This window comes from Streptomyces spongiae (assembly GCF_009377185.1).
In the GTDB taxonomy this organism is placed as follows: domain Bacteria; phylum Actinomycetota; class Actinomycetes; order Streptomycetales; family Streptomycetaceae; genus Streptomyces; species Streptomyces spongiae.
This window is the reverse complement of sequence record NZ_VJZC01000275.1, coordinates 1-12,903: the sequence shown is the minus strand read 5'-3', so window position 1 is coordinate 12,903 and position 12,903 is coordinate 1. Positions and strand designations below refer to the sequence as shown.

General features: G+C 69.8%; 14 protein-coding genes and 1 pseudogene. 6 read left to right on the top strand and 9 right to left on the bottom strand.

The genetic code is table 11. From position 1 onward, the window contains the following. Window positions 1-37 precede the first annotated feature (37 nt). A complete protein-coding gene (gene glpK / locus FNH08_RS29665) occupies window positions 38-1,552 on the bottom strand; it encodes a glycerol kinase GlpK (protein ID WP_152774605.1) in 1,515 nt (504 codons plus the stop codon). Window positions 1,553-1,563: 11 nt separating this feature from the next. Continuing rightward, window positions 1,564-2,394 (bottom strand): MIP/aquaporin family protein, encoded by an 831-nt coding sequence (locus FNH08_RS29660; protein WP_152774604.1) that lies wholly within the window; start codon window positions 2,392-2,394, stop codon window positions 1,564-1,566. 223 nt (window positions 2,395-2,617) lie between these two features. Here FNH08_RS29660 and FNH08_RS29655 point away from each other — a divergent pair, with 223 nt between their 5' ends. Both FNH08_RS29655 and FNH08_RS29650 read left to right on the top strand, forming a co-directional pair. Then, on the top strand, window positions 2,618-2,818 hold the full coding sequence (locus FNH08_RS29655) for a hypothetical protein (protein ID WP_152774603.1): 201 nt from the start codon (window positions 2,618-2,620) through the stop codon (window positions 2,816-2,818). Between the two features lie 181 nt (window positions 2,819-2,999). Further along, window positions 3,000-3,809, top strand: a complete 810-nt coding sequence (locus tag FNH08_RS29650; RefSeq protein ID WP_152774602.1) for a class I SAM-dependent methyltransferase — start codon at window positions 3,000-3,002, stop codon at window positions 3,807-3,809. A gap of 47 nt (window positions 3,810-3,856) precedes the next feature. On the opposite strand, the gene FNH08_RS29645 is transcribed toward FNH08_RS29650, so the two are convergent. The 3 genes and pseudogenes from FNH08_RS29645 to FNH08_RS29635 all read right to left on the bottom strand — a co-directional run bounded on the left by FNH08_RS29645 (window position 3,857) and on the right by FNH08_RS29635 (window position 7,112). Continuing rightward, window positions 3,857-5,122: an MFS transporter gene (locus tag FNH08_RS29645; protein WP_322725704.1), complete on the bottom strand. Its 1,266-nt coding sequence runs from the start codon at window positions 5,120-5,122 to the stop codon at window positions 3,857-3,859. A 163-nt stretch (window positions 5,123-5,285) separates the two neighbouring features. Next, window positions 5,286-5,579, bottom strand: a pseudogene (locus tag FNH08_RS29640) (MFS transporter); the annotation flags it as partial. Window positions 5,580-5,804: 225 nt separating this feature from the next. Continuing rightward, window positions 5,805-7,112, bottom strand: coding sequence for an SGNH/GDSL hydrolase family protein (locus tag FNH08_RS29635; protein WP_322725703.1), 1,308 nt, complete (start codon window positions 7,110-7,112; stop codon window positions 5,805-5,807). Between the two features lie 292 nt (window positions 7,113-7,404). Between FNH08_RS29635 and FNH08_RS29630 the strand changes: the two genes are divergently transcribed. Together FNH08_RS29630 and FNH08_RS29625 are read left to right on the top strand one after the other, a co-directional pair. Continuing rightward, the gene (locus FNH08_RS29630; RefSeq protein WP_152774601.1) at window positions 7,405-9,039 is read left to right on the top strand and encodes a M6 family metalloprotease domain-containing protein; all 1,635 of its coding nucleotides are present in this window, start codon (window positions 7,405-7,407) and stop codon (window positions 9,037-9,039) included. 49 nt (window positions 9,040-9,088) lie between these two features. Next, the gene (locus FNH08_RS29625; protein ID WP_152774600.1) at window positions 9,089-9,397 is read left to right on the top strand and encodes a hypothetical protein; all 309 of its coding nucleotides are present in this window, start codon (window positions 9,089-9,091) and stop codon (window positions 9,395-9,397) included. Between the two features lie 106 nt (window positions 9,398-9,503). Here FNH08_RS29625 and FNH08_RS29620 read toward each other — a convergent pair whose 3' ends face one another. Continuing rightward, window positions 9,504-10,181, bottom strand: coding sequence for a MerR family transcriptional regulator (locus FNH08_RS29620; protein WP_152774599.1), 678 nt, complete (start codon window positions 10,179-10,181; stop codon window positions 9,504-9,506). A 108-nt stretch (window positions 10,182-10,289) separates the two neighbouring features. Between FNH08_RS29620 and FNH08_RS29615 the strand changes: the two genes are divergently transcribed. Beyond that, window positions 10,290-10,712, top strand: a complete 423-nt coding sequence (locus tag FNH08_RS29615) for a DUF3291 domain-containing protein (RefSeq protein ID WP_322725701.1) — start codon at window positions 10,290-10,292, stop codon at window positions 10,710-10,712. A gap of 207 nt (window positions 10,713-10,919) precedes the next feature. Further along, complete coding sequence (locus tag FNH08_RS29610) at window positions 10,920-11,642, top strand: VOC family protein (protein WP_152774598.1); 723 nt, start codon at window positions 10,920-10,922, stop codon at window positions 11,640-11,642. Window positions 11,643-11,766: 124 nt separating this feature from the next. Here the strand turns inward: FNH08_RS29610 and FNH08_RS29605 are convergent, their stop codons facing one another. From FNH08_RS29605 to FNH08_RS29595, 3 genes are all read right to left on the bottom strand, one after another. Next, on the bottom strand, window positions 11,767-12,102 hold the full coding sequence (locus FNH08_RS29605; RefSeq protein WP_152774597.1) for a hypothetical protein: 336 nt from the start codon (window positions 12,100-12,102) through the stop codon (window positions 11,767-11,769). 5 nt (window positions 12,103-12,107) lie between these two features. Next, window positions 12,108-12,449, bottom strand: a complete 342-nt coding sequence (locus tag FNH08_RS29600) for a hypothetical protein (RefSeq protein WP_152774596.1) — start codon at window positions 12,447-12,449, stop codon at window positions 12,108-12,110. Between the two features lie 141 nt (window positions 12,450-12,590). Further along, on the bottom strand, window positions 12,591-12,903 hold a 313-nt coding region (locus tag FNH08_RS29595; protein ID WP_322725698.1), incomplete at its 5' end, for a BRCT domain-containing protein.

The following is a 12,903-nucleotide window of genomic DNA, read 5'->3' as shown; positions in this document are numbered from 1 at the left end:
CAGCAGATGCTGTGTCCCGCCACCCTTTTCGTGACCTCTATTCGACGTCGACCCAGTTGAGGCTGCGTTCCACGGCCTTCTTCCAGCCCGCGTAGCCCTTCTCGCGCTCATCGGCGTTCCACTGGGGCTCCCACCGTTTCGACTCGTGCCAGTGCGAGCGGAGTTCGTCGGTGTTCTGCCAGAAGCCGGTCGCGAGCCCCGCCGCGTACGCCGCGCCGAGCGCCGTCGTTTCCGCGACGACCGGGCGGCTGACCGGCACCCCGAGGACATCGGCCTGGATCTGCATGCACAGGTCGTTGGCGGTGACGCCGCCATCGACCCGCAGCACGTCGAGCGCCACCCCGGCGTCCTGCTCCATCGCCTCGGCGACGTCGCGGCTCTGGTAGCAGATGGCCTCCAGGGTCGCCCGGGCGAGGTGTCCGTTGGTGTGGTAACGGGCGAGGCCGACGATCGCGCCCCGGGCGTCGGAGCGCCAGTAGGGTGCGAACAGGCCGGAGAAGGCCGGCACGAAGTAGATGCCGCCACTGTCCTCCACCTGCCGGGCCAGCGTCTCGACCTCGGACGAGGAGGAGATGATCCGCATCTGGTCGCGGAGCCACTGCACGGCGGACCCGGTGACCGCCATGGACCCCTCCAGCGCGTACACCGCCGGGGCGTCCCCGAACTGGTATGCCAACGTGGTCAGCAGACCACTGCTGGACCGGACGATCTCGGTGCCCGTGTTCAGGACCAGGAAGTTACCGGTGCCGTAGGTGTTCTTGGCCTCGCCGGGACGGAAGCAGACCTGGCCGACCGTGGCTGCCTGCTGGTCCCCGAGGACACCGGTGATGGGAACCGCGGTGCGTAGCGGACGGCTGGTGCGGGTGGTTCCGAACGCCTCCGGGTGCGAGGACGGCTTGATGGCCGGGAGCATGGCGCGCGGAATGTCGAAGACGTCGAGCAGTTCGTCGTCCCAGTCGAGGGTCTCGAGGTTCATCAGCATGGTGCGGCTGGCGTTGGTGACATCCGTGGCGTGGATGCCGCCGCTCGGACCGCCGGTGAGGTTCCACAGGACCCAGGCGTCCGTGTTCCCGAAGACGGCCCGTCCGTTCTCGGCGGCCTCCCGGACACCGTCGACGTTCTCCAGGATCCACTTGATCTTGCCGCCGGAGAAGTACGTCGCCGGCGGCAGCCCCGTCTTGCGCCGGATGAGGTCGCCGTGCTCCCGCTCCAGCGCCGCCGCGATGGAGTCGGTGCGGGTGTCCTGCCAGACGATCGCGTTGTAGTACGGCCGACCGGTGCTGGGGTCCCAGACGACCGTGGTCTCCCGCTGGTTGGTGATCCCGATGGCCGCCAGGTCCTCGGCGGACAACTCGCCCTGGCGGAGAGCGTTCTGCATCGTGGAGTTCGTACGTTCCCAGATCTCCACGGGGTCGTGCTCGACCCATCCGGAGCGCGGGAAGATCTGCTCGTGTTCGAGCTGGTGGCGTGCGACCTCGTTGCCGTCGTGGTCGAAGATCATGAAACGGGTGCTGGTGGTGCCTTGGTCCACCGCACCGACAAACTCGGGCATGGCAGCCCCTTTCACTCGTCCGGCGCGGGCACCCGGCCGGGCTCCTGCTCGGCGACCGGCAGGTAGCGGCTGATCAGCAGGCGGTAGAGCAACGCACCGAGCGGGCCACCGATCAGGGGGCCGACGATCGGCACCCAGAAGTAGAGGTCGCCGTACTGGTCACGCCAAGCGCCTCCGTAACCCGTCAGGAACGCCGCCAGCCGGGGCCCGAGGTCACGGGCCGGGTTGATCGCGTAACCGGCGTCGGTTCCCCACGCCATGCCGATGGCGACGACGATCAGGCCGATGATGAACGGGGCGAGATTCGCGCCCGGCGGCGTGTTCAGCAGATCGGTGACCGCGAAGATCAGCAGCACCAGAATGGCGGTGCCGATGATCTGGTCGCGGAAGGCGCCCAGCTGACTGATCGGAAGGGTGCCGTTGCCCGGCAGCGTGGAGAAGACGATCTCCGTGGCGTTGGTGTGGTCGGGGTCGGCCTTGGCCAGTACTTCGGTGTAGTTCCAACGCACCAGCAGGGCGGCCACGAAAGCGCCCGCCGTCTGAGCCAGGGCGTACGGCAGGACCTTCTGCCAGGAAAAGCCCTTGAAGACCGCGAGTGAGAGGGTGACAGCCGGGTTGAGGTGGGCGCCGCTGACCCGGGCCGCCACATAGACGCCCATGGTGACGCCGATACCCCAGGCCCACGCGATGCTGTCGTGGTCACCCAGCCCACCATCGGTCAGCGCGCCACCGGCGACGACCTGCGCGACGACACCGCATCCGAAGAGGATGAGGATCATGGTTCCGGCGAACTCGGCTGAGAGTTCCCCGATGAGACGTGCCCTGGACGTGGATTCCGGCATGTTCCGCACCTCCAGCCCGGTCGGCCGAGCCCACTGCGATCACGTAGCGGTATCGTCTCCGCCCCAGCCGTGATCGGCATCCGCGGGTGGACCATCCGGGGGGAACGGCAGCCGCGCTCGGCGCCCGAAGACGGCACGGGCGGTCGGCCGCGGCGGTGACGGAGCGGTGCGGCAATCGGGTGACCTGTGACAGCCTGGCGGCGGCTGGGTCGTTGAGGCGGTCATGAACGTCTTCGGTGACAGCCCCGACCTGGGTCCCGATGAGCGGCTCGCCGGCCTTGCGGAGGACACCTGCGCCTGGTGCGTGCGGCTGAGGGACGCCGACGCCCTGGCCGGACGGGCGCCGACAGCCGCGAAACGCCGGCCCGCGCCCTGGATGGTGCCACTGGGACTGCCCCCGCGCCCGGCGCAGGCCGACAGGTGAGGGCGGCGAGGACGGTGATGGTCGCTCTGACCGCCGTCACGATCGTCGTGGCGGCGGTGTCGGTCGTCCTGGCGGGTTGAGTGACGCCGAGCTGAGCCCCGTCAGAGTGAGGTCGACCGGGCGGGTTAGGGTCGCGACATCACGTCGGTCATGACTGAGGTGGGGAGGGGACGCGGTGTCGATGACGGCGTTCGACAGGAGTGAGCGGCGCATATGGGCGGGCCAGGGTTCCGCCTATGCCGGAAGCTTCGCCAAGCTGTGCGCCTATCCGGTGCCGCGGTTGCTCGATGCCGCGGAGGTGGGGCCGGGCACGCGGGTGCTGGACGTGGGCACCGGGCCGGGGACGGTCGCTGCCGCAGCGTGCGCCCGGGGTGCGAAGGTGACGGCCGTGGACGCGGAGCCGACCATGGCCGAGTTGGCGATGCGGGCCGCACCCGGGGCCGACGTGCGTGTGGCCGCTCTTCCCGAGCTCCCCTTCAACGACGGAGAGTTCGACGCCGTCGTGGCCAACTTCGTGCTGAACCACGTCGGTCGGCCCCAGGCGGCCCTGACCGAGTTGCGCCGTGTCGTGGGGCCCCACGGTCGGATCGCGTTGACGATATGGGCGGTGCCGCCGGCCGCGGGGCAGACCTTGATCGGGCGCGCGATCCAGGCCGCGGGAGCGGTGCGTCCGTCACATCTGCCCGCGGGACTGGCCCCTGAGGATGACTTTCCCCGTGACGAGAGCGGTCTTACGGCGCTGATGGGCGCGGCAGGGTTGCGCGAGGCCGTGTGTGAGACCTTGCGGTGGGATCACCGCGCGAGTGCCGACGAGTGGTGGAGCGGCCCCGCGAGCGGAGTGGCGTTCGGTGGGCAGCTGGTGCGGAGCCAGACCTCCCGGATCCGCGCCGAGATCAAACGCCACTTCGACCTGTTCAGTTCGGAGTTCGCCGACGAGGACGGTCTGCTGACGTTGCCGCACGCCGCCTTGCTCGCGCGGGCGCGTCGCTGAAGGTCCCAGGTCTGCTTCCGTCACGCGATGAGGCCGCGAGGCCGCGCTCAATGGCGTACGGGAGACGGCTCGCGCGCCCCCTCGGCCGTGGCGGGCCCCCGGTCGGCCGGGTGGCGCAGGGCGCAGAGGAAGCCGATGCCGAGTGCGATGGCCATGCCGTAGAACACCCACTGGTTGGCCTCCGCGAAGTCCATGCGGATCGAGGACATCGCGTCGCGCATGGCCGTCGCGACCGGGCCGTCCCCGGTAGGGGTGCGGGTGTCTGCCTGGACCGTGATCGACTGCGTCACGTCCCCGGCCACGGAGTGCGCGGTGTCCGGCGGAATCCCGCGCGCCTGGAGGGTGTCCTCGACACGGTCGGTCATGGTGTGCGTGAGCACGGTGCCGAAGACGGCCAGACCGACGCTCGCCGCGTAGTTGCGGACGGTCTGGGTGATGCCGGTGACTTCGCCGTAGGAGGCGTCGATCGCGCGGTTGACGGCGTCCGTGGAGGCCGGGGCGAGGAGGAACCCGATGCCCGCGCCGGCGAGGGCGGCGTACGGCCACTGGTCGTGCATGGACAGGTCGGTCAGCTTGCCGGCCCACAGCGCGAACCCGATGGCGCCGACCAAGCACCCGGTCTTGAGCGCCGGACGGGCACCCCGCTTGTCGAGGATACGGCCGCCCCACTGGGAGGCGATGGCGAACCCCACGAAGAAGTACAGCAGGTACAGAGCGGCCTGGTTGGGCGAGGCACTGAGGGAGACCTGGGCGTAGACCGAAGCGAAGAAGAACACGGGGACGAACGCCAGCATGGCGAAGAAGAGGACCAGGGCGTCCACCGTGAAGGCGCGGTCGCGGAACACCGACAGATTGATCAGCGGGTGACGGATGCGCAGTTCGTAACGGCAGAAGACGTACAGCAACGCGAGGCCGCCCGCGATGCAGGCCCACGTCGCCGCACTGTCCCAGCCCCAGGCCGACGCCTGCTGGAAGCCGAGCACGCTCGCGCCCATGCCGACGACGATCATCAACGCGCCCGGGACGTCCAGCGGTTCGTCACGCCGCCGGTCGGAGATGCGGGCGAGCGCGATGAGGATCAGCGCCACCACCGCGACCGGAACGTTGACCCAGAAGATCGCCCGCCACGTCCAGGTGGTCAACCACCCGCCGAGCAGCGGTCCCAGGGCGGTGAGGGCACCGGTGATGCCGAAGAACAGGGCGAGCGCACGTCCCCTCCGCTCGATCGGGAACACCGCCACGACGACCGCGAGCGCGGCGGGGAAGAGTAACGCCGCCCCTAGGGCCCTTCTGATGGATCTCCGCGGCGTCACGGCGCCCGGCACGCACCCTCGCCGCACGGCGCGAAGGGACAGGTGGCTCCGCCACATGACCCTTCACACCGCACTCCCCCAGCCTTCGGCCGGGGGGACCCCCAGCGCACGCACCGGACGCCGCTCCTTCCTCCACGGAGATCCATCAGAAGGGCCCTAGTCCCTGGGTTGCCCGGAAGACCACGAGCCACGGCTGCGCGTAGTCCCCGGCGGGTACGCAGCCGCACAGAACCGAGGAGACGACGAAGATCAGGGTGCCCGCCACGACGACGCGGCGTGGTCCCCACAGGTCCGCCAGACGCCCGCCGACGGCGAAGAACGCGGCCAGGGACAGCAGGTAGGCGTTGACCACCCACTGCATGCCCGAGGTGGACAGCCCCAGCTCGGAGACGATGTCGGGCGCCGCGATCGACACGATCGTCTGGTCGATGAACGTCATCGCCACCGCGAACATCATCGCCGCGAGCGGCAGCGGCTGGGACGCCGCACGCCCCGTACCGACCTCGCGTGCGTCCCGTCGCGTATGCGTTCCGGTCACCCGGCCAGTCTGTGCCCGCACCCGTGACGGCGCACCCGGAGCGTTCCCCGCGGCGACACGCCGACAACCGCGGGGAAACAGTCGCGACGCGCACCGACTTCGGACCTGCTGGGCATGGGCACAGCCGAGGCCGGATGCGGCTGATCAGCGGAAGAGGTCCAGCGGCACCGCCCGGGCCATCGCGGCCATGCCCGCGTCGTTCGGGTGGAGGTGGTCGCCGCTGTCGTACGCCGGGAGCAGCCGGCCGGGGCGCTCGGGGTCGCGCACGGCCGCGTCGAAGTCGACGAACCCGTCGTACGCGCCGCTGGTGCGGATCCACCGGTTCACGGCCTGCCGCGCCGCCTCCCGCTCCGGCGTGTAGAAGTTCAGGGTGTCGCCCTCGAACGGCAGGATCGTGGCGCCGAAGATCTTCAGGCCGTGGGTGTGGGCGCGCTGGATGAGCTTCCGGTACCCGGCGATGAGGTCCGCGGCCGTGACCTCCTCGGTGGCGGGGGCGATGTTCCCCGGGTGGCCGAGGTCGTTGACGCCGAGCAGGACGATCGCGAAGCGGGTGCCGGGCTGGGAGGTGACGTCGCGGTCGAAGCGCTTGAGACCGGCCTCGCCGAAGTACGCGGCGTACTCCTCGGCCGGGTTGCCCGCGGGCGGGTTCGGGTCGCGCAGCAGACGGTTGCCCCCGATGCCCGTGTTCAGGACGCCGATCCCGGCCAGCGCGGGGTTCTGACGGAAGCGCTCGGCCAGCAGGTCAGGCCAGCGGTGGTTGGCGCCGGTCTCCGTGACGGCGCCGTCGGTGATCGAATCCCCGAAGGCGACCACGGAGGAACGTGCCGAGCCACCGGTCACGCTCACCCCGGACAGGAAGTACCAGCTCGTCGTGGTCGTCGTCGGCTCCACCCTCGGCTTTCCCGTGACGTTGCCTGCGGCGATGTACGTCTGCTGGAAGGCGCCGGAGTGGACGGTCGTCGCGCGCGTCCGGTCGGGGAGGTGCAGGCTGACGGCCAGGTCGGCGGCGGCCGGAGTGCGCAGGGCGACCGGGTCGCTCCAGCGCCGCTCGCCCGGTGCGAGGGTGACGGACGGGCGGCCTTGGAAGCGCAGGACGCGGTCGCTGTCCGGCACGATCTCGGTGCCTGTCGGGCCGTCGGCGCCGCGCGCGAGGTGCGCCTCTCCGACGACCAGGGGCTCGGTGCCGTACTCGTTGGTCAGCCGGACCCGGACCGTGCTTCCGGGGACGCTGGTGTGCACGATCTGACGGACGGTCTGGTCCGTGAAGACGGTGTTCGCACTGGCCGGCACGCCGCTCACCCCCGACGCCCAGGTGCCGGTCCAGGACCGGTCCGAGCCCGGTGGCGCGGCGGTCGAGGGGTGCGTGGCCAACAGGGCGAGCAGTCCGGTGAGCAGGGCGGCGGTGAGGGCGAGCAGAAGGCCTGGGGTGCGGCGGGGCATGCGTACGAGCACGGGCCGTCGTTCCTTCCGTGTGCGGGACGGGGCTCGGAAACCAGGGACCAGGTGTGAGCATGTCACCTCGGGCCGGAACAAGGTGCCCGAACGCATGTCTCAGCCGCCGTTATGGCCGGTTACCGGATTGGTTGGTGAGTCGAGCGAGTCACCTCAGCCGGCCGCTGAAATGACGGCTCGCGCATGACAGTTCGTACACGTGCCGACGCGTTCCGCCACTGCGGTTGCGGGTGCCGGTGGGGAGTGTGTGACTGGTGTAGACCCCACTCTCTCGTCTTCAAAGGGGATCACCATGGCTGCATGCCTGCCCAACCGCGCCGGTGCTCTCGCCGTCTGGTCCGACTTCTGCGCCGTGAGCCCCAGTCCGGAACTGCGTGAGCGGCTCCAGGAAGAGCAGCAGCGCATCCGCAGCGCCTCGGCGCTCGCCAGTCAGTTCGTCGTGAGCGGCTCTCCGCACCCTCTCGGATTCGATGACGGCACGATCATCCCGCCCGGTGAGTTCCCCGTCGGTACACCACGTGCCGACATCGCCGCAGCGGCCGCCGAGCGCAGGCCGCTCACCGGCGCCGTACGCGTCGTTGTCGTTCTCGCTGATTTCGGCGACAAGCCGATGGCTCGCGACAAGCAGCAGTTCGAGAAACTGTTCTTCTCACTGGGTGCGATGCCGAACGGCAGCGTCCGAGAGTACTACCGCGAGGTCACCCACGGTCTGGTCGACATCGTCGGCGAGGTCGTCGGGCCCGTCCGGCTGCCGAAGGACCTCTCCTGGTACGCCAACGGCAACTTCGGCATCGGCAAGCCGTCCGGACAGCCCCGGGCGCACCTCATGGCCAGAGACACCGCCATCGCCGCGGACCCGCAGATCAACTACGCCCCGTACGACAACGACGGCAACGGGTTCGTCGACGCCTTCATCGTCGTGCACGCGGGAGCGGGCGGCGAGGTCAGCGGTGACCCGGGTGACATCTGGTCGCACAAGTGGACTCTGCCGGACGCCTACAACGCCGACGGCTCACGCATCTTCGCGTACCTGACCATCCCCGAGGACGCCAGAATCGGCGTCTGCGCCCATGAGTTGGGGCACCTGCTGTTCGGCTTTCCCGACCTGTACGACATCGACGGCACATCGGAGGGCGTCGGTAACTGGTGCCTGATGGGCGGCGGTTCGTGGGGCGGCGACGGTGACGTGCCGACGCACCCGTCGGCCTGGTGCAAGATCGACCAGGGCTGGGCGACGGTGTCCAACGTCACCGGCTCGACCACCCTGTCCATCCCCGACGTGAAGAACAGCCACCAGGTACACCGGATGTGGACCGGCGGGCTCCCGGGCAGTGAGTACTTCCTGGTCGAGAACCGCCAGCGCACCGGTTACGACGTCTCGCTGCCGGGCGACGGGCTGCTGATCTGGCACGTCGACGAGCACCAGCCGGACAACTCCGACGAGACCCACTACATGGTGGGTCTGGTGCAGGCCGACGACAGGCAGGACCTCGAGTGGTCGGCGAACCGCGGCGACACCGGCGACCCCTATCCCGGAAGCACCGGGAACACCGCGTTCGGTCCCACGAGCGCCCCCGGCTCCCACTCCCACTCGGGTGCCCCCACCGGAGTGTCCGTCACGGGCATCTCGGCGTCCGGGCCCACGATGACGGCCACGGTCGCGGTCACCGTTCCGGGCCCGGTCCACGTGCCGGTCGGTGTCGCCGCGGCGCGGGCCGAGGTGGACAGCGAGGCGGGGCTGACCGGACTGACCGACATGATCCACGCCTTCCAGTCGCGACTGGAGATTCTGGAACAGGCCGTGGCAGGGGACGTGCGGAGGTCTGCCGAGCCAGCCCTCGAAGGGGGCGCGCGACAGGAGCACGACGGCGCGCCGGGAGCCGTGGAGCCCACCACGAGCGTCGGCCACAGCTACCGTCGGCGCTAGCAGCAAGGGCCGAGGCCAGGGGCGGAGGGCTGGAGCGGAGGGCAGGATCATGGTGCAGGCAACCGAGAATCTCACCGCACTGACGATCCGCCTGCTCACGACGGGCCCGCATCCCCGGCTGAAGGACTGGGACCGGCTGGGCGTCGACGTCCTCGACGCCCAGCCGGTCTCCGGCCACGCCGACCTTCTCTCACGGCACGTCGGACAGCACCTCGACCTCGCCGCACCGAGCAGCCTCGTGGCGGGTCTGGCTCCGGGCACCGTCATCCGCCTGCGGGCCAGACTCGCCGGCGGCGAGGCGCTGGCCGAGAAGCGCCCGCCACCGGGCACCTTTGTCGCGGAGCCGCCGACACCCTGACGCCCGGCGGGCTGTCAGGGTCTGCCGACAGCGGGCGCGGTGTGCCGACGCGGCGCCGCACGCATCGCCCCTCCCCGTCTGTGATCCCGGCCGCCCCGGCGCGCCGTCAGCCGCCGCCGTACCGCTGTGCCGAGTGGTGTTCCTGCGCGAGCCGCCGCAGGGCCAGCAGCGCGGGTTCCAGCAGTACCGTCAACAGGACGGCGCGCTCGGCCTGTTGCAGAGGATCGCTCGCGTCCGCGAGCTGGTCGAGGTCCAGCGCCGCCGTGCGGTCGGCGAGTTCGGCGTACGGCAGCAGGGAGCGCCAGTCGTAGTCCACCCCGAGGGCGCGCAGCGTCTCCAGGGTCTCGGCGACGACCTGGGCCGCGGGCGTGTGCGGAGAGGTCTTCCACCCCATCTCGGCGGTCAGCGCGGCGACTTCGGAGAGGCCGGACACGTCGGCGTCAGCGTCGGCCCCTGCCGGGGCACTGGTGTCGTCGGCCTGTGTCGAGCCCTCTGGTTCTCCGCCGCGGTCGGCGGGCAGGATGCCGAGCACGAGGCCGAGCAGGAGATGGACGTTCTCCCGCTGCTTGTCCACGGCGGCCAGTACGTCCCTGGTGGCGCTCACCGACAGGCCCCGAACCCCGATCAGGGAGCGGATCAGGCGCAGTCGGCGCAGGTGGCTGTCGTCGTAGTCGGCCTGGTTGGCGGCCGTGGCCCGGCCCGGGGGCAGCAGACCGTCCCGCAGGTAGTACTTGATCGTGGGGATGGACACCCCACTGCGGCGGCTCAGCTCGGAGATGCGCATCCGGATCGGCTTCCTCCTCAGTCCTGCTCACCTTATCCACTGGATAACGGAAAGCGCTACTGTCTACTATGGATAGTGTCACTCGCCATTCCTGAAGGAGAGAGTACGGTGCCCACACTTCCCTGGACCATCCCGAATCCGCCCCCGCTCCACGGCACGGCGTTCGTCATGGCGTCCCGCTTCGAAGTGCGGTCGCTGAGGGACGTGCCCCGCTTCTTCCTGCGTTCCCTGGCAGCGTGGGGTCAGGTGCGCACGGCCCCCGGCGCCTACGGGGCCTCCCTTGTCGCCGAGCCGCTCAAGCGCGTTTTCTACACGCTGTCCGCCTGGGAGGACCGCGACGCCTTGTACACCTACGCCAGAACCGAGCCGCACCGCGGCATCATGACGTCCCTGCGCTCGACCATGAGCGCCTCCACCTTCACCTTCTGGGAAGTCGAGACCAGTGGGCTCCCCATCACCTGGGACGACGCCAGGCGGCGTCTGAAGGAGCAGGCGCTCACGGACTCGGCGGGCGGCCAGTCCGCAGCCTGACGCCGGACCTCCGTCCCGGGGCCACCCCGGCGTCCGGGCCGGAGTCTCTCCCCGCCCTGCATCCTGCGCTTCCCCGCTCGCAGACCGTCGCCGTCCGGATTATTTGCGTTGCGTGGCAGTTCCCGAGGAACTTAGCCTTGCTTCCCTCCTGGGCAGGGGCCGGGCCTTGTCTGCGGCTGCGAGTCAGTAGATGGGAGATACCGAGGGATGCCTTCTCACCTTCACGCGCTCTGCTTCGATGCGAACGACCCGCTCCGTCTCGCGCGCTTCTGGGCCGGCGTCCTGGGCCGGGAAGTGACCGACGACTCCCACGACGGCATCACGCTCCTGCCGAGCGATGGCACCGGGTTCCGGATCCGATTCCTGCCGACTCAGGAGCAGAAGACGGGCCAGAACCAGATGCACTTCGATCTGACGAGCACGTCCCTTGATGACCAGCAGGAGGTTGTGGCGAGAGCTCTCGAACTCGGCGGCCGGCACATCGACATCGGTCAACGCCCGGAAGAGGGCCATGTGGTGCTCGCCGACCCCGAAGGCAACGAGTTCTGCGTCATCGAGCCGGGCAGTGACTTCCTTGCCGGCTGCGGATTCATCGGAGCGCTCGCGTGCGACGGTTCGCAGGACGTCGGGTACTTCTGGAGCCAGGCGCTGGGCTGGCCGTTGGTCTGGGACCAGGACCAGGAGACCGCGATCCAGTCGCCGCAGGGCGGCACGAAGGTCACGTGGGGCGGCCCGCCACTGCTGCCGAAGACAGGGAAGAACCGGCTGCATTTCGACCTCGTTCCACCTGCCGGCAGTGATCAGCAAGCGGAGGCCGACCGTCTCGTCTCCCTCGGGGCGAGCCGAATCGACATCGGCCAGGGCGAAGTCAGCTGGGTGGTGATGGCCGATCCCGATGGCCATGAGTTCTGTGTGGCGCCCCCTCGATGACGCGCTGATCCGGTGGGGCGGCGACCCTGGTGTAGTCGATGTTCGTGTAGTCGATCAACGGTGCCGTCCGCCCCGAGCAGGCGCGGAGCGCCGTGCCGTAGGCGGACGGCACATGATCGATGCGTCAGCCCTCCTCCCAGTTCACGCTGCCGACGCCCGTGCTCCACGGCGCGCAGGTGGCTTTGGAGGTGTCCGTCGCCCCGGGGTTGACCGTCTTCCACTCCCCGTACTCGTCCTTGGCCCAGCCGCAGGTCACCACGGCGCGGAAAGCGATCGCGCGGTTGGTGTTGTTCCGGCAGCCGACGGTGCCGGTCAGGTTCTCGGAGCTGGTCAGGCAGGTCAGCTCCTGGGCGGCGCCGGGCGACGCCTGGGCCGCGCCCGCGCTCGGCGCCGTCGTGATCACGAACAGGGCCGCGCCAGATGCCGCCACGCCGGCGGCCAGTGTCTTCTTCAGGCCCATGATGGTCAGCCCTCCTGCCAGTTCACGCTGCCCACGCCCGTGCTGAGGAACGGGCAATTGATCGAGGAGGTGTCGCGCGCCCCCGGATTGAGTGTCCTCCAGGGGCCGACTTGGTCCATCGCCCTGCCGCAGACGACGGTCACGCGGAAGGCGATGGTGCGGTTGGTGTTGTTCGTGCAGTCGGCGACGCCCTTCCGTCCGTTGGGCGTGAACGTTGTGCAGGTGAGAGCGTTGGCGACGGCGTCCGGCGACCCCTGTGCCGCTGTGGCGCCCGGCGCCATGGCGATCAGGGACAGCGTTGCCGCGGACGTCGCGGCACCTGCGGCCAGGATGGACTTGAGGCTCATGACTCGCTCCGAGTGAGTACTCGTGGTGTCCCGAACAGGACCTTGTGCCCCAAGAACGTGTGTGGCTGCGAGCCTGTATGACACACCGCTGCTGTGATGCGGGTCACTCTGGCGTTCGGTGAGCAAGGCTCCTTGGAAGTCCTACTGGACGAAGTCGGCGATGAGGGCGGCGAATTCGTCGGGAGTGGCCAGGCGGATGCCGAGGGTTTCGGCCTTGGCGCGCTTGGATCCGGCGCCTTCCCCGGCGACGACCAAGGCGGTCTTCTTGGAGACGCTGGAGGAGGAGCGGCCTCCGGCGCGTTCGATGAGTTCGTTCATCTCGTTGCGGCTGAGCTTCTCCAGGGGACCGGCCATCGCGCCGGTGACCACGACCGTCATCCCGGCCAGCGGCCCGCCTGCCGGGGCCGTGCTGCTCGCGTCGACGTCGGTGGTGGTGCCGGTCGTGGGGGAGGGC